Below are 16477 nucleotides of genomic sequence, written 5' to 3' on the forward strand. Positions count from 1 at the left end.
CAGAATTGAACGTTTCTGTGCAAAATATGATTTACTCATTTCACTTATGGCAAAAACATGAAATCAAATCCGGCCATCGACGATATTGACAAGCGAATCCTGAAGGAGCTTCAGGTCGACGCGCTGCTCAGCCATGCCGAACTCGCCGAACGCGTCGGCAGTTCGCCGGCATCGTGCTGGCGCCGCGTCAAGGCGCTCGAGCATGCGGGCATTCTGGGCCCTGCCGTCCGCCTGCTCGACGCCGGCAAGATCGATCTGGGCGTCAACGTCTTGTGCAATGTCCGGATGCGTAGCCACGCCCGCGCGAGTATCGAAGAGTTCGAGGACTTCGTCGCGCGCCGTGCGGAAATCATGGATTGCTATTCGATGTCGGGCGACTGGGATTATCTGCTCCGCATCGTGGCGGTCGATGTTGCCGATTACGAACATTTTCTGATGCGGATATTGCTCGGCCATCCCAGCGTCGCGACCGCCTCATCGCATTTTGCGCTGTCGCAGACGAAATATTCGACACGGCTTCCGGTCTGACCGGATCATCGCGACTGTATCGAGCACGGGACAAAAGCGTCCTCAAAAATTGCCGCGGCATGCTTCTCCGCTTCCATAAACTCTTGGGCTGGACCGCTTTTTGGGCAATGCAGGCGATTGTCGCGGCGATGTGCGAGGGCGCGGCCCTGGTGCCGCACCGTCGTTTCGCCGCCCAGGGTCAGGACCCTGGCTCAACCGGAGTATCTGCATGATCCGACACCTCATCGCCATAGTGGGAGCCCCGATCCTCGCAGCAGGAACCCCGGCTTTTGCCCGGGCGCCGGCCGCCGATGTTGTATCGACCGCGGCCTCATCGGACGACTGGACAGTAGCTGGCCTCGATCAGCCAGCGGAAATCGTCGTCGACCGCAGCGGATTGGCGCATATCTACGCCGCGAACGAACGCGACGCCTTTTTCCTACAAGGTTACAATGCGGCGCGCGACCGGCTTTGGCAGATTGATGTGTGGCGCAAGCGCGGCCTTGGCCAACTCGCCGAGAATTTCGGCGCGGCCTATGTCCGGCAGGACCGCGCCGCGCGGCTTTTCCTCTATCGCGGCGACATGGCGGCCGAATGGAGCCGCTATCCCCCCGGCACGAAGAAAAGCTATGAGGCGTTTGCCGCCGGCATCAACGCCTATGTCGACGCCGTACAGGCGGGCGACCGTCCGCTTCCCGTCGAATTCGGCCTGACGCAGAGCCGGCCCGCGCGCTGGACGGCGGACGAGATCGTGCGCATCCGCAGCAACGCGCTGGTATCGAATGTCCGGCAGGAAGTGTTGCGCGCGCAAACGCTGTGCCAGGGCGGGGCGGCCGCCGAACGGGTGCGGCGCCGCCTTTATCCCGACCGCGCGCCGGTCGTCCCGACGGGGCTCGATCCCTGTTCGATCCCCGCGGACGTCCTCGCCGATTATAATCTCGCGACGGGGGATGTCGCTTTCCCTGCGCCGGCTGCAAAGGCCGGGACCGCGAATGCCGATCCGGTCGACGGGTCGAACGCCTGGGTGATCGCCCCGTCGCGCACCGCGACCGGGCGCCCGATCCTGGCCAATGATCCGCACCGGGCGTTCGCGGTGCCGAGCCTGCGTTATGTCGTGCACCTCGACGCCCCCGGCCTGTCGCTGATCGGCGCCGGCGAGCCGTCGCTGCCCGGCGTCGCGCTGGGGCATAATGGCGAGGCCGCGTTCGGCCTCACCATCTTCAGCACCGACCAGGAAGACCTTTACGCCTATGAACTGAAACCCGGCGATCCCGATTCCTATCGCTATCGCGGCGGCTGGGAAAAGATGCGCTCCGTCGACGAGACGATCGCGGTCAAGGGCGGCGCCCCGGTGACGGCGACATTGCGTTTCACACGGCACGGCCCGCTTTTGTGGCACGATGATCAGGGGCTCCGCGCCTTTGCCTTGCGCACCGTGTGGAACAGCCCGGGCGCCGCCGCCTATGCCAGCGCGATGTGGCTCTCCGATGCCAGAGGATGGGCCGATTTCCAGCGCGCCCGCGCTCATTGGGGGACCCCGCCGCTCAACCTGATGTGGGCCGATCGCAGCGGCACCGTGGGATGGAGCGCGGCGGGGATCGTGCCGGTGCGGCGCAATTGGGACGGGCTGCTCCCGGTGCCCGGCGACGGGCGCTATGAATGGGAGGGCTTTCTTCCGCCCGAGCGCCTGCCCTCTTCCCGAAATCCCGAAAACGGCTGGTTCGCCACCGCCAACGAATATAATATCCCCGCCGGCCACCCCGCTTCGCCGCCGATCGGATATGATTGGCCCGATCGCAGCCGCTTCGACCGCATCACTGACGTGTTGAAAGCGAACCCCCGCATGGCGATCGACGACGTCGTGCGGTTGCAGATGGACCAGCACAGCGCGATGGCGCCGCGCCTCATCGCGCTGGCCGCCGCGATCGAACCCCGATCGGACGACGCACGGCGGGCGCTCGATCGGCTGCGGGCATGGGATTTCAACGTCGCGAGCGAAAGCGTCGCCGCGAGCATCTATGAAGTCTGGCTCGGCCGCCATCTCGGCCCGGCGCTGATCGGCCGTGTCGTGCCGGAAGCCGCGCGCAAACTGCTCGACACCGGCTCGCCCGATGCGACGCTCGCCGTCCTCGAGCGGCGCGACCCGCTGCTTGGCGACGCCCCCGACGCGCTGATCGCGGCGGTGCTGGCCGAAAGCCTCGAAGCCGCATTGGCCGACCTGCGCACGCGCCTCGGCCCCGATATGGACGAATGGCAATGGGGCCGGCTGCACCGGCTGACCATCGACCATGCGCTGGCGGCGCGTGCCGGTCCCGATCTGGCCGCACAGATGCGGGTCGGGCCGGTTGCCGTCGGCGGGTCGGGAACGACGCCCGCGATGACGCTGTATCGCGACGGCAGCCTGGCGGCGATCCATGGCCCATCGGTCCGGCTGGTCATCGACGTCGGCGACTGGGACCGGTCGCTGTTCCTCAACATGCCCGGCCAGTCAGGCGACCCCGCCGATCCGCATTACCGCGACTTGGTGACCGGATGGAAGGACGGCGCGTTTCGCCCCCTGCCTTTCAGCCGCGACGCGGTGATGAAGGAAGCCGAACGCGTGATCCGCCTCAAGCCGCGGGGATAACCGGCACCGCCGGAGCCTCGGGAAGCAATATCGTGCGCAGGAACGCATCGCCGACGGCTGACAGCGTGTGATTGTGGATCAGCCACAGGCTGCTCGTCACGGGCGTCGCGAACGGGCGATTGACCAGCGTGTCGACGTGCAGCCGCGCCATCGACCGGGCGATGATCGTCGGCCCGAAACCGGCGGCGGCCAAGCCGAGCAGCGTCGCCAGGCTGCGGGCCTCGTGCGCGATTTTCGGCACGAACCCCGCCTCGGCGCACAGCGCGAAAAAATGCTCGTTGAAGCCGGCGCCGTTGGGCGCGCCGTAAAGCACCAGCGGCTCCTCCGCGAGGTCGGCGACGTCGGGGTCCGCGGCCCGCTGCGCCAGCGGATGGTCGGACCGCACGGTCAGCACGACATCCTCGGTCAGCAGGCAGCGGCAGACCATGGCGTCGGGCAGCACGGGGCGCTCGAAATCGCGGATGATGCCGATATCGACCTCGTGCGTGCGCACCGCTTCGATCTGTTCGTCGCGGCTTAACTCGCGCAGCGCCAGTTCGACGTCGGGGTGCGACTGGCGAAAGCTGTAGAGCGCGCGCGCGACCTGCGGCACGAAGGGGCCCGACACGGTAAAGGCGAGGCCCAGCCGGCCGGCCTCGCCCCGTTGCGCGCGCCGCGCGATCTCTGCCGCGCGCTCCGACTGCTCCAGCGTCGCCCGCGCCTCGGGCAGGAACAGCCGTCCCGCCTCGGTCAGCTGCACCCGGCGGCTGGTACGGTCGAACAGGCGAACCCCCAATTCCTGTTCCAGCGTCCGGATTTGCTGGCTAAGCGGCGGCTGGGAAATGCCCAGGCGCATCGCGGCCCGGCCGAAATGCCGCTCCTCCGCAACCGAGACGAAATAACGCAGATGCCGCAATTCCATGGATCATGTCGTCCTGTGTATCGATCGTGCCATATTATATATTAGACGTGGATCGTCCAGACGCGCATTGCCCGCAATGGATGTGGCGGCGACCCCGCCTTCCTGCAGTCGCGCGCGGATCAGCCCCCCTGCCCTGCTGCGCCCGGGAAGCGGTCCGCCGCCACATTCGTCTTGGGAGAGCGAGCCGCAACGGCATGATCCTTCGGTACCGGCAGTCCTGCCGGCGCCGCGTCCTGGAGCGTTGAATGATCGGTATCGTCAAGGTTGCGCTGAACCGGCCGCTGACCTTCATCGTCATGGCGATATTGATCGCGATCATGGGCATTTTTGCGATGCTGCGGACGCCGGTCGATATCTTCCCCAATATCCGCATTCCCGTCGTTGCCGCGGCGTGGAAATATTCGGGGCTCCCGCCCGAGGAGATGGCGAACCGCATCATCGGCCCTTATGAGCGCGTGCTGACGACGACGGTCAACGACATCGATCATATCGAAAGCCAGTCGCTCCAGGGCATCGGCATCGTCAAAATCTATTTCCAGCCCGACGCCGATATCCGGACCGCGACGGCGCAGGTCACGTCGGTCTCGCAGACCGTGCTGAACCAGATGCCGCCCGGCGTCACCCCGCCGCTGATCCTGAACTACAGCGCGTCGACGGTGCCGATCCTGCAGCTCGCCCTGTCGGGCAAGGGATTGTCCGAACAGCAATTGTTCGACCTTGGCCAGAACCAGGTCCGCCCGTCGCTGGTCACCATTCCGGGCCTCGCCATGCCCTATCCGTCGGGCGGCCGGCAGCGGCAGATCCAGATCGACCTCAACCCGGTGGCGCTGCAATCCAAGGGGCTGACCGCGCAGGATGTCGGCGCCGCGATCGCCGCGCAGAACCAGATCAACCCCGCCGGCTTCGTCAAGATCGGCGCGACCCAATATAGCGTGCGCCTCAACAATGCGCCGGGCACCATCGAGGCGCTGAACGACCTGCCGGTCAAGGTCGTGAACGGCGCGACCATCTATATGCGCGACATCGCCTATGTCCGCGACGGCAGCGGTCCGCAGACGAACGTCGTTCATGTCGAAGGCAGCCGGTCGGTGCTGCTGACCGTGCTCAAGAATGGCGCGACGTCGACCCTGTCGATCGTCAACGGCGTCAAGGACGCCTTGCCGAAGATCAGCGCGACGCTGCCCGATACGCTCAAGATCCTGCCGATCGGCGATCAGTCCCTGTTCGTGAAGGGCGCGGTGGAGGGCGTCGTCCACGAAGGCGCGATCGCGGCCGCGCTGACCTCGCTGATGATCCTGCTGTTCCTCGGTTCATGGCGATCGACGGTCATCATCGCGCTGTCGATCCCGCTCGCGATCCTCGCCGCCATCGCCGCGCTCGCCGCCTTCGGTCAGACACTGAACGTCATGACCCTGGGCGGCCTGGCCCTCGCCGTCGGCATCCTCGTCGACGACGCCACGGTAACGATCGAGAATATCAACTGGCATCTGGAACAGGGCAAGGGCGTGACCGAGGCCATATTGGACGGCGCGGCGCAGATCGTCACCCCCGCCTTCGTCGCGCTGCTGTGCATCTGCATCGTGTTCGTGCCGATGTTCTTCCTGCCGGGGGTCGCGGGCTTCCTGTTCGTACCGATGGCGCTGTCGGTGGTGTTCGCGATGATCGCGTCCTTCATCCTGTCGCGCACGCTGGTCCCGACGATGGCGATGTATCTGCTGAAACCCCATCGCGCCGGCGACGAGGATGCGCATCTGGCCGGGACGGCAAATTCGCGCAACCCGCTGGTCCGGTTCCAGCGCGGCTTCGAACATCGGTTCGAAAAGATACGCGCCGATTATGTCGGCCTGCTCCGCCGGGCGCTCGGTGCGCGCAAGCCGTTCCTGCTGGGCTTCATGGCCATCGTCCTCCTGTCCTTTGCCCTGCTGCCGATGCTGGGCAGCAATTTCTTCCCCTCGGTCGATTCGGGGCAGATCGCGATGCATGTCCGGGCACCGGTCGGATCGACGATCGAGGATACGGCAGCGCGGTTCGACCGTATCGGCCGCACGGTGCGGACGCTGGTGCCCGCCGGCGAACTCGGCGCCATTACCGACAATATCGGCCTGCCGGTCAGCTCGATCAACACCGTTTACAACAACAGCGGCACCATCGGCCCGCAGGACGGCGACATGATGATCACGCTGAAGGAAGGGCATCGCCCGACCGACGAGATCGTCGCCCTGCTGCGCCGCGAACTGCCCAGCCGTTTTCCCGGCACCACCTTTTCGTTCCTGCCCGCCGATATCACCAGCCAGATCCTGAACTTCGGTTCGCCCGCGCCGATCGATATCCAGATCGCCGGCAAGGACGCCGCCGCCAACCGCGCCTATGCGCAAAAGCTGCTGGCGAAAATCAGCACCATTCCGGGCCTCGCCGATGCCCGCATCCAGCAGCCCGGCCGTTCGCCGCAATTGAACGTCGATGTCGATCGCTCGCGCGCCGGCCAATATGGCCTGACCGAACGCGACATCACCGCCAGCCTCGGCAGTTCGCTCGCCGGCACGTCGCAGACCGCGCCGGTCTTCTTCCTCGATCCCAAGACCGGCGTTTCCTATCCCGTCGTCGCGCAGACGCCTGAATATCTGGTCGGATCGATCAGCGCGCTGTCGAACGTTCCCGTCGCTGCCGCCGGCAGCCGCGATGGCGCGATCCAGACGCTGGGCGGGCTGGCGACGATCAATCGTTCGAACACCCTGCCGGTCGTGTCGCATTATAATATCGCGCCGGTGCTCGACGTCTTTGCGACGGTGCAGGGCCGCGATCTGGGCGCTGTCGCAGGGGATATCGAACATATCCTCAAGACGATGAAAAAGGACGAGCCCAAGGGCGCGACGATCACCATCCGCGGCCAATATGCGACGATGAACACCGCCTTCTCGGGCCTTGGCTTCGGCCTCGCCGGTGCCATCGTGCTGATCTATCTGCTGATCGTCGTCAATTTCCAGAGCTGGGTCGACCCCTTCGTCATCATCACCGCGCTCCCCGCAGCGCTCGCCGGGATCGTGTGGATGCTGTTCGTCACCGCGACGACGCTGTCGGTACCGGCACTGACCGGCGCCATCATGTGCATGGGGGTCGCCACCGCCAATTCGATCCTGGTCGTCAGCTTCGCGCGCGAAAAGCTCGCCGAATTGGGCGACGCCGCGCAGGCGGCGCTGGAGGCGGGCCGGGTTCGCTTCCGCCCGGTGCTGATGACCGCGCTCGCGATGATGATCGGCATGGCGCCGATGGCGCTGGGCCTTGGCGATGGCGGCGAACAAAATGCCCCGCTCGGCCGCGCGGTCATCGGCGGGCTGTTCTGCGCGACCATCGCCACGCTGTTCTTCGTCCCGACCGTCTTCGCGGTCGTCCACCGCCGCCACAAGCAGCCCGCACAACCCCAGATGGAAATGCAGCCCAGCCATGCCTGAAACATCTCTCCCCGATGAAGCCAGCGGCCCGGACAGCCGGACCCTGAAGCGCGTCGGCATCGGCGCCGCCATCGCCGCGCTGCTGATCGTCGCCGCGGGCACCGCGTCGCGTCTCGGCGCGATGAACGACCTGCGCGACACCGCCGGACAGGCGGCGGTTCCCACCGTCGCGGTCGTCCGGCCGCAGACCGGCGCCGGAGTCGGCGCGCTCGTCCTGCCGGGCAATGTCCAGGCGTATAACAGCGCCCCTATCTATGCGCGCACCAACGGCTATGTCCGGCGCTGGCTGGCGGATATCGGCGACAATGTCCGCGCCGGACAGCCACTCGCGATCCTCGACGCGCCCGAAGTCGATCAGCAACTGGCCCAGGCACAGGCCGATTATCAGACCGCGCTTGCCAACCAGAAGCTCGCGGGAAGCACCGCGACGCGCTGGAATACCCTGCTCGCGCAGGATGCGGTCTCGCGGCAGGAAGCCGATGAAAAGGCCGGCGACCTTGCCGCCCGGTCGGCACTTTCCAACGCCGCGCTCGCCAATGTGAAGCGCCTGCGCGCGCTGCAGGGCTTCACCCGCCTTGCCGCGCCCTTCGACGGCGTCGTCACCAGCCGCGCGGCGCAGATCGGCGCGCTCGTGGTCGCGGGTAATGCCGCCTCGCAGCCGCTCTTCACCGTATCCGACGTTCATCGCATGCGCATCTATGTCCGCGTGCCGCAGGCCTATTCCGCCGGGGTGAAGACCGGCATGAACGCCGCGCTCACCCTGCCCGAATATCCCGGCCGCAGCTTTGCCGCGACACTGACCCGCAGCGCCGGGGCGGTCGACGCCCAGTCCGGTTCGGTGCTGGTCGAACTGCAGGCGGACAATCCCGATCGCGCGCTCAAACCCGGCGCCTTCGCGCAGGTCCGCTTCGATGTCGGCGCAGGGAACGGCAACGGCCTGACCCTGCCGAGCAGCGCGATCCTCTATGGCGGCGAAGGCCCGACAGTCGCCGTGGTCGGCCGCGACAGCCGCGTGACCGTGCGGCCGGTGACGATCGGCCGCGACGAAGGCGCGACGGTCGTCATTTCGGGCGGCGTCCGCCCTGGCGACCGCGTGATCGATACGCCCCCCGACGCGATCCGGAGCGGGGACAAGGTGAAGGTGCAAGCCCCCGCGGCGACCGGGGGCGGCAAGGGCGCGGCGCATGCGGGCTAGCATGAACCGTCTGGCGGCTGTCGCCGCGCCGGTGCTGCTCAGCGCCTGTTCGATGGCGCCCGCCTATCATCCGCCGCAAACCGCCACGCCCCCGGCCTATAAGGAAGTCGCCGGCTGGACCGAAGCAACGCCGCTCGATGCCGCCCCGCGCGCGGCGTGGTGGGAAGCCTTCGGCGACCCGGTGCTGAACGACCTCGAGGTGCGCGCCGAGAAAGCGAGCCCGACCCTCGCCGCCGCGCTTGCCCGCTATGATCAAGCGCGCGCGGCCGCACGGGTCGAGCGCGCCGACCTGTTCCCGGCGATCACCGCCGGCGCCGACGCCAGCCGCCAGCGCGTGTCGGGCACCCGCTTTGGCGGCGACGGCAGCCCGCGCACCTACAGCGATTTCAGCGTCGGCGGCGCGCTCGACTATGAACTTGATCTCTGGGGCCGGATTCGGAACGGCGTCGCCGCCGCCCGCGCCGATGCCGAAGCGAGCGCCGCCGACCTCGCCTCGGCACGCCTCAGCCTGCAGGCGTCGGTCGCCGACGCCTATGCGCGGCTGCGCGGACTCGATGCCCAGGCGGACCTGCTGCATCAGACGGTCGATGCTTTTGGCAAGGCCTATGACCTGACCGTGCGCCGCCATGACGGGGGCATTGCGTCGGGTATCGACGTCAACCGCGCGATGACCGTGCTCGGCAATGCCCGCGCGCAAATCTCCGCCGTCGCCGCCGAACGCGCCGCGACCGAGCATGAGATCGCGGCGCTGGTCGGCGAAATCGCATCGGATTTCTCCATCGCGCCCGAGGTACAGCCGCTGGCGGCGCCCGACCTGCCCGCCGGCACTCCGTCGGAAATGCTCCAGCGGCGGCCCGACATCGCGGCGGCCGAGCGGCGCATCGCGGCCGCCAACGCGCGCATCGGCGTCGCGCGCGCCGCCTTTTTCCCGACGCTGACATTAGGCAGCGGCGCCGGGTTCGAAACCACCCATGGCCATTTGTTCCAGACGCCGAACAGCTTCTGGGGCCTTGGCCCGCTCTCGGCCGTGCTGACCCTGTTCGACGGCGGCCGCCGCGCGAGCGAAGTGAAGATGTCTCGCGCCGAATATGACGAGCTCGCCGCCGGTTATCGCGACATCGTGCTGGGCGCCTTTCGCCAGACCGAGGATGCGATCGCGGCCAACCGCCTGCTCGCCGTCCAGGCCGCCGACCAGCACACCGCGGCCGAGGCGGCGGCGCGTACCAGCGCGCTGGCGCTGATCCGTTATCGCAACGGCGCCTCCGACTATCTGGAAGTCGTCACCGCCCAGACCGAAGCGCTCGACGCGCAACGCGCATCGCTGGGGCTGGAAACGCAAATCATGCGGAGCCGCGTGGCGTTGGTGAAGGCGATCGGCGGGGGCGCTTAGGGCTGCAACATGCCATCAGGCGTCGTACGCCGGCCCATGAGCATGCATCGCTCGGTGCGGCATCGCCCCTCGAGCGCCGGATGCGCCGAGGGCGGAGAAATTTCCTCGGCAGGAAACGGCTGATTGCTGCCCTATCCATCACCGTCACCCCGGACTTGATCCGGGGTCCCGCTTGACCTCGAAAACTGCTGACACCCCCAAAAAAGCGGGATCCCGGGTCAAGCCCGGGATGACGAGGGAGAGAGCGAAAGCGGCCGATAGCGGACGTTCTTCTCCCCTCCTTTTTAGGGAGGGGCTGGGGGGTGGGTAGCCGCCGAAGGCGGCGCGCTTCCTCTTGCTCGCGGCGCTCGCGACCCACCCCTAACCCCTCCCTAAAAGGGAGGGGAATGTCTCAAATCCCCCCAATGCGGACTTTCAGCCTTCGACTTTGCGATCATCCCACACTACCCTTTCTCCAACGCCCACCGGAAATCTCATCGGCACCTCATCCCCAATCCGAAAGATATTGACCCAACCCAATCTACCTACTAGTAGGTAGTCTCTTTTCGGAGATTCGCCATGCAAGCTCAAACCACCTCCCCCTCCCCTGCTTCCGCCTGGCTCAAGGGATATTATTTTACGCGTTTCGCGGTATCTGCCGCCTGGGTCGTTCTCGCCTTCACGGTTGGGAAAGCGATGCCCGCACTCGCTGCGGTGATGCTGATCGCCTATCCGCTCTGGGACGCGCTGGCGAATTACGCCGACGCCCGCCGCAATGGCGGCCTGGGCGCGAACAAGACGCAGATGCTGAACGTCGTCGTCAGCCTGCTCACCGCGGTTGCGGTTGCGGTCGCGCTTGGCCGGAGCATGAACGCGGTGCTGGCGGTTTTCGGTGTGTGGGCGGTGTTCGCCGGCCTCTTCCAGCTTGCCACTGCGGTGCGTCGCCGGACGTCGACGGGTGCGCAGTGGGCGATGATCCTGAGCGGAGCCCAATCCGCCCTTGCCGGCGCCTTCTTCGTCAAGATGGCGAGCGGCCCGGCTACCGTCGGCATCACCGATGTCGCGCCCTATGCGGCCTTCGGCGCCTTTTATTTCTTCGTGTCGGCGGTCTGGCTCGCGGTAAGCGACGCCCGCCGCAAGTCCGCCAGTCCGGCTTGAAACGGCGCGGGCTTTCTCATATATATCAACCTACTAGAAGGTAGATTGAGAATGCCCGTGAACGATACTGCAAGCAAGCTGATCGACGAAGCCGGTCAACTGATCACCAACGCGGGCTATAATGGCTTCAGCTATGCCGACCTCGCGGAACGGCTGGGCATCCGAAAGCCGAGCATCCACCATCATTTCCCGTCGAAAGTCGATCTGGTCGTCGCGGTGGTCGAACAGCAACGCGCCGCGATCCGATCGCAGATCGCGGCGTTGGAAAGCGGCACCCCCGATGCCATCGGGCAACTGCTGGCCTATGTCGACTATTGGAAGCGGTGCATCGGGGATCAGTCGGCAAGCTTCTGCCTCGCCGGCGTGCTCGCGGTCGAACTGCCGGGATTGCCGCCCGAGGTGGGGGAGGCCGTGCAGCGACACTTCAATGATCTCGGGCTCTGGCTCGAACGCGTCATGACGCTCGGCGTCGAGCAAGGCTCGATCCGGCTCGAGCTTGAACCGCGAACCTCGTCACAATTTTTCCAGACGGCGATCTATGGCGCGATGGTGATGGCGCGCGCTTACGGCGATCCGGATAAATTCACCTTTGTCGTCGATGCTTTTCTCGCCCGCATGCGGACGAGCGCCCCGCACTGACGGGACGCGACAGGCTGCTTCGTGGCTTGCCACGGGCGCAACGAAGCCGGCCCCGCCGGATGACCGGCGGGGCACGGCGGTCGATTATCAGCCGTTCAGGCGATCCTTGACGGCTTTCGCCGGACCAAAGGTCAGCTTCTTCGCCGCCTTGATCTGGATCGTCTCGCCGGTCGAGGGGTTGCGGCCTTCGCGGGCCGGGGTCGCCTTCACCTTGAACTTGCCGAAGCCGTTGACCGAGACCTCGTCGCCTTTCGCGGCGGCGTCACCGATCGCGGCGAAGACGGCGTCGACGGCCTTGCGGGCGTCGGCCTTGCTGACACCGAGCGAAGCCGCAACGCTGTCGGACAATTCGGCATGATTCATAAATTATCTCCAAAGACCCGGGCGAGTCCTTCCCGCCCGGCGCGCGTTTATAGCCGCTGCTGTCATCTTCGCCATCACCTGAAACGCATCGGCGCTTATTTGCCGTTGCTTTTGACGCTTTACCGTATCCGGAAGCAGGTCTGGACCATGATGCAGGGGTCGACATCACCCGATATCCGCTTCTTTCGAAGCGTCTCAGACATTCTGGGAAGAAGAGTGGTGCCCGGGGACGGGATCGAACCGCCGACACTGCGATTTTCAGTTGTAACACTTAGGATATATATAACTGATATTAAATCATTAATATTTTTATGTGCTAGAATTGTGCTAAATTAACAGGCGCACATGGTATCCAGACGGTATGGTTTGGACGCCCAGCCTCCAAGGATTTGACAGCATGAACAGCCGCACCGACATGGTGAGCCAGATGCTATTCGATTATCTGAAAAGCCCCTCCCTCAAACATATTCGCGACCCTTATCAGGTACGAAAGCTCGCTACTGATATCGTTTCACGCCTCGATCGCGCCAATCCCCTTTGGCAAAAATGGGATCCGGCACGAGAGGAGTTAGCGCGGGCAACTGTGCCTAGCTGGATCCCGGTCGAGGCACTCACAGAGCATTTGAATGCGATGGGTGGCCCTCCGCTTACGCTCACGGATGTGCGTCAGCGGATGGCCGCGATGGAGTTGGAAACCTACGCGTCCTACCCCGATGAGCGCCTAAAGGACGCCTGCTTGGAACACTTCGTCCACCAAACCCACCTAGGCACGGAAATTCCAGCAATCATTGGTTTGCTGAGCGAGTTTGTCGAAAGCGAACAGGCTCGGCTGAAAGATGAGCACATGGCCGCATACAGGACGCGGCAGGAGGAAGAACGCTTAGCTTTGGAGCAACGCTTTCATTCTGGCGCCGACTGTAAGCGGACGCCGATAGCCAAATCCAAGGAAGTTTACTGCCGAGCGAACGGTCGGACATATCGCCTATCGCCAACCCCGGATGGCATGTGGCTTCTGCACCGTATCAAAGACGTGGGAGAGAGCGAACTGGTAGGACGATATCGCGGCAGACGTGAAGCATCTGCAACCTTGCAGAAAGTCGCGTTCACGCCAGAGGTTTGACGACTGCCTGTGTTCCTACGCTACTCTCAGATCCTCATCATTTTTGAGTACGGCCCCGCTCCGTTGCGCTGCGAGTCGATCAAGCCACACCTCGCACTCGTTGATATGCCTGATTGGATCACGCAGAGGCACATAGTCGATACTACCAGCGTCATTCGGGATGGGCTCTCCCTTGAACATCACGTCAATTATGCCCGATATAGTCGCGGTATCGACTGGCACGCGCCAGATTTCCGACCCGAAGAAAACATCATGGGCTTGGTCATGGGCAGCAACGAACGCCTGAACATTGTGGCGCATGAGCAGGTAGGAACTATCTACATCCAAACCTGATTTATCGCGTTGTCCCGCGACCTTGGCCTTGCCAACACAGAGGTCCGTCATGTGCAGCATGTTGCCGACCTCGCTGATCGCCGGGATCATTTCGCGCCCCAAGCGATCGGTCTTGCGGCCCAGTTTTTGCGCGCAGAAGGCGTTGATCGAAAGGCCCGTGTCTGCGTTGGAAACGATCGCGATATTAGTGGTGCGCACGGTCCAGCCATAGGAATCGAGCGCCTGTCCAACGATCATACCATTATTGGCAGCGTTGATGAACGGGCTGGCGCTGTCGAAACTGACCTGGAAATCTTCATAGCCCCAATATTGCCGAACGCATCGCTGAACCTTGCTCAATAGGCAGCCGACATCGAGCGTCGAGACGCCAAGGACATGGACCCAGCCGCATTTATGTAGGAGGCCGTCCTGATGGAGATCATAGAGGCGGCGTAGCAGCAGGCTGAAATTATTCTGGTGTGCGCCCGCAAACGCAATGCCCTCGAAGGGGTAATGCTTGACCGCTTCGTACCAAGCCTTGCTTTCGGCTTCGTTCCGGCCCTGTAGCACATTGAGCAGGCCAGTCGCGCCATGCGTTCGTTCGGCAACAAACTGGTCATTGTTGATCTTGGTCTGGAGCAGACAGGCGTTGAAGTCGAGCGACTGCCCATTGGCCTTGCACATCGCATCGAGATTATGGCCTTCTCCGAGCAGGCGCATGACGTGTTCTTTCATGAATCCCGCAGCAATACCGCCTGTGGGAAAGTCCAGAACCATCGACCAGTCGGCGACCCCCTCCATCCATTTCAGCATCCGGCGAGCCGTCTCGGCCTTCTCGAACTCTATCGTTCCCTTCGATACCTGAAAGCCCCCACTGTCACCGAGTACTATGGTTTCTCCGCGATCCCGCCGCGCGACCATGCAGGCCTTGGGCAACTTGGTTGGTGTGCGTATCACCTGCCCCGCGCTGTAGAGAGCGAACGGATAAGAGAAGTAGCGATTGTCGGGACGCAGGAAATCCAGATCGTCCGGCACCAGCCCAGCCATGGGCCGCTTAAATGTCCCGTTTCTCGCAAAGTCGGCATAGTTGGCACTGATCGCAGGCAGATAGATTGCGCGGTTTTCGGCCAATAGTCCGGCTTTGGTCAGCATGGGGCAGTCTCCTTGTGTCGCATTGCCATGCCCTCGCTGATATTGAAAAATGGTAAGCGTGAGCGTGGCAACCCTTTGAAAAGATTTTAGCCGCTAAAGATTCTCGGACTTTTATCCGAGGACCGCATGTCGTTTGCTTTGCTGAAAAACTCTCCTGAAGCCCAAATCGAAGAAATGGAGGATGCCTTCAAGGCGATCCGCCAAAAGGCGCAGGATTATGAGCGGCACGAGAAAGGTACGATCGCCAAGCTCTATACGACTCTGGCCGATCTTTACGCCTTCGGCGAGACGTCGCGCATCAAGTTCGATGAGACAGGCCGTCCGTTAACGCAGCAGTTTATCGAGCATCACAATGGCAAGTGGAGTAAGCCGGTGCGCGGTAATCCCTATATCGCCTTGCTGCCGCAGGCATTCACTAATCTCTCCGCTTCCCTCAAATCCCAATATGCTCAGGTGCTGCATCATGCGCATAGCATGAAAGTCATGGCAGCCGATTTCCAGCAATGGTTGATCGTGGGCGAAGGCATTAAGGGTCGTCTGGAAGAGGCAGCGGACCTCGCCAACGGCACGGCTCGGCAAATCAATGCGAGGGCAAAGCAATCTCGTCTCGTTCATGCCGGATCGGTGCTAACCGCCGGCCCGCGTTCCCAAATTGTCGCCTTGCCGACTGCAACCCCGCACAAGGGCTTTGCCACCGTATTGGTCGAAATCGACGGCAACAATAATGCCTCGATCTTACGGCTGCTCGACACGGACAGCAGTAAGATCGACCCCTTGATCCTGAAGCTTGTGCCAACGCAAGCGACCGAACGGGAACGATCCGCAGAACGTCCCATGGGTCGCCTGCATCGCGCTATCGAACTGATCCTGAATCTAATCGCCCCACAGAATCTCAATGATTGCCATGTGCGGATCGTCAATCGCATGGAACGAGGTAATGCTTGCTGCCATGTTGATGCCATTTCCACCAGTTATAGCTTTATGTGGGCGGGCATGGTTCTTGAAGGGCATGTCCCGCTTTTGCCCGTCGATCATATAGTGGCATTGGACGTGACCGCTGCGCACGATTTTCAGGACAGCTTCGGCAGGTTCGATGAGTGGGATATCGGGAAGGCAGTCAGCAGCCCGGATAATTATGAACTGACAGCCACGGCGCCGACGGCCAAAATCATTGCGCTATCGACCTTGCCACAGGATCAAACGTTCCGCATTGGTTCGCCTATCTTGAAGGGAAAGCAAGGCATTACGCTCAGCCATAACCTGTTGCCGGACATCCGCGCTTTCATCGACTGCTGGCGGGCCGACACGAAGCGGGCCAACGCGAAGCGCAAGATGCTGCGCGGATCACCTCGACGGCTTGCGATGCAACTGGACGGGGAAAGGCTACAATTGGTCAGAGACGACGCACCGAACATCGCGACGGACTTCCTGACCACCAAGCGCAAGATCGACTTTGCTGAACCTCGCTGGCTTGCCATTGCCGATGTCGAACGGCTCTGTTGGACACTTGGCGCCTATGAAAGCGATGCAACGGGTTGGTTCGTGGACAGCGATGTCGGGGACGCGGGCTTGCAGTTCAACACCACATTCCCGAACAATAGCGGGCAACAGGACATTCTTACCGTCCTGCTCCCCACGGTCATCAGCAATGGGATGCACTATGCCCAAGCATGTCAGGAAATATGA

The 16477-nt window shown here is 63.5% G+C and carries 12 protein-coding genes; 9 read left to right on the forward strand and 3 right to left on the reverse strand.

Translation table 11 applies throughout. The annotated features are described in order from the left end of the window. The first annotated feature begins 57 nt into the window (after positions 1-57). Both FHR22_RS20920 and FHR22_RS20925 read left to right on the forward strand, forming a co-directional pair. Complete coding sequence (locus FHR22_RS20920; protein ID WP_166945953.1) at positions 58-528, forward strand: Lrp/AsnC family transcriptional regulator; 471 nt, start codon at positions 58-60, stop codon at positions 526-528. A 208-nt stretch (positions 529-736) separates the two neighbouring features. Beyond that, entirely contained in the window at positions 737-3133 is a 2397-nt protein-coding gene (locus FHR22_RS20925) for a penicillin acylase family protein (protein WP_166945955.1), read from the forward strand. Here the strand turns inward: FHR22_RS20925 and FHR22_RS20930 are convergent. Further along, positions 3117-4034: a LysR substrate-binding domain-containing protein gene (locus tag FHR22_RS20930; protein ID WP_166945957.1), complete on the reverse strand. Its 918-nt coding sequence runs from the start codon at positions 4032-4034 to the stop codon at positions 3117-3119. The genes FHR22_RS20925 and FHR22_RS20930 overlap by 17 nt on opposite strands. A 245-nt stretch (positions 4035-4279) precedes the next feature. Between FHR22_RS20930 and FHR22_RS20935 the strand changes: the two genes are divergently transcribed. The 5 genes from FHR22_RS20935 to FHR22_RS20955 all read left to right on the forward strand — a co-directional run bounded on the left by FHR22_RS20935 (position 4280) and on the right by FHR22_RS20955 (position 11844). After that, positions 4280-7483, forward strand: a complete 3204-nt coding sequence (locus tag FHR22_RS20935; protein WP_166945959.1) for an efflux RND transporter permease subunit — start codon at positions 4280-4282, stop codon at positions 7481-7483. Next, entirely contained in the window at positions 7476-8678 is a 1203-nt protein-coding gene (locus FHR22_RS20940) for an efflux RND transporter periplasmic adaptor subunit (protein ID WP_166945961.1), read from the forward strand. The genes FHR22_RS20935 and FHR22_RS20940 overlap by 8 nt, the downstream gene beginning before the upstream one ends. Before the next feature lies 1 nt (position 8679). Next, on the forward strand, positions 8680-10068 hold the full coding sequence (locus FHR22_RS20945) for an efflux transporter outer membrane subunit (RefSeq protein WP_166945963.1): 1389 nt from the start codon (positions 8680-8682) through the stop codon (positions 10066-10068). 558 nt (positions 10069-10626) lie between these two features. Then, positions 10627-11205 carry a DUF308 domain-containing protein gene (locus tag FHR22_RS20950; protein WP_166945965.1) on the forward strand — a complete coding sequence of 193 codons (579 nt, stop codon included), beginning with the start codon at positions 10627-10629 and terminating at the stop codon, positions 11203-11205. A gap of 57 nt (positions 11206-11262) precedes the next feature. After that, positions 11263-11844, forward strand: coding sequence for a TetR family transcriptional regulator (locus tag FHR22_RS20955; RefSeq protein WP_166945967.1), 582 nt, complete (start codon positions 11263-11265; stop codon positions 11842-11844). Positions 11845-11931: 87 nt separating this feature from the next. Here the strand turns inward: FHR22_RS20955 and FHR22_RS20960 are convergent, their stop codons facing one another. Further along, complete coding sequence (locus tag FHR22_RS20960; protein ID WP_166945969.1) at positions 11932-12207, reverse strand: HU family DNA-binding protein; 276 nt, start codon at positions 12205-12207, stop codon at positions 11932-11934. A gap of 397 nt (positions 12208-12604) precedes the next feature. On the opposite strand from FHR22_RS20960, the gene FHR22_RS20965 reads away from it, so the two are divergent. Beyond that, entirely contained in the window at positions 12605-13327 is a 723-nt protein-coding gene (locus FHR22_RS20965; RefSeq protein WP_166945971.1) for a hypothetical protein, read from the forward strand. 15 nt (positions 13328-13342) lie between these two features. Here FHR22_RS20965 and FHR22_RS20970 read toward each other — a convergent pair whose 3' ends face one another. Then, positions 13343-14791, reverse strand: coding sequence for a hypothetical protein (locus FHR22_RS20970; RefSeq protein WP_166945973.1), 1449 nt, complete (start codon positions 14789-14791; stop codon positions 13343-13345). Between the two features lie 126 nt (positions 14792-14917). On the opposite strand from FHR22_RS20970, the gene FHR22_RS20975 reads away from it, so the two are divergent. Beyond that, on the forward strand, positions 14918-16477 hold the full coding sequence (locus tag FHR22_RS20975) for a hypothetical protein (RefSeq protein ID WP_166945975.1): 1560 nt from the start codon (positions 14918-14920) through the stop codon (positions 16475-16477).

This window comes from Sphingopyxis panaciterrae, from assembly GCF_011762125.1.
Taxonomy (GTDB): Bacteria; Pseudomonadota; Alphaproteobacteria; order Sphingomonadales; family Sphingomonadaceae; genus Sphingopyxis; species Sphingopyxis panaciterrae.

Coding starts and splice junctions, on each gene's coding strand:
- FHR22_RS20920 (WP_166945953.1), top strand. CDS start 58: ATGAAATCAAATCCGGCCATCGACGATATTGACAAGCGAATCCTGAAG.
- FHR22_RS20930 (WP_166945957.1), bottom strand. CDS start 4,034: ATGGAATTGCGGCATCTGCGTTATTTCGTCTCGGTTGCGGAGGAGCGG.
- FHR22_RS20945 (WP_166945963.1), top strand. CDS start 8,680: ATGAACCGTCTGGCGGCTGTCGCCGCGCCGGTGCTGCTCAGCGCCTGT.
- FHR22_RS20935 (WP_166945959.1), top strand. CDS start 4,280: ATGATCGGTATCGTCAAGGTTGCGCTGAACCGGCCGCTGACCTTCATC.
- FHR22_RS20940 (WP_166945961.1), top strand. CDS start 7,476: ATGCCTGAAACATCTCTCCCCGATGAAGCCAGCGGCCCGGACAGCCGG.
- FHR22_RS20965 (WP_166945971.1), top strand. CDS start 12,605: ATGAACAGCCGCACCGACATGGTGAGCCAGATGCTATTCGATTATCTG.
- FHR22_RS20950 (WP_166945965.1), top strand. CDS start 10,627: ATGCAAGCTCAAACCACCTCCCCCTCCCCTGCTTCCGCCTGGCTCAAG.
- FHR22_RS20925 (WP_166945955.1), top strand. CDS start 737: ATGATCCGACACCTCATCGCCATAGTGGGAGCCCCGATCCTCGCAGCA.
- FHR22_RS20960 (WP_166945969.1), bottom strand. CDS start 12,207: ATGAATCATGCCGAATTGTCCGACAGCGTTGCGGCTTCGCTCGGTGTC.
- FHR22_RS20975 (WP_166945975.1), top strand. CDS start 14,918: ATGTCGTTTGCTTTGCTGAAAAACTCTCCTGAAGCCCAAATCGAAGAA.
- FHR22_RS20970 (WP_166945973.1), bottom strand. CDS start 14,791: ATGCTGACCAAAGCCGGACTATTGGCCGAAAACCGCGCAATCTATCTG.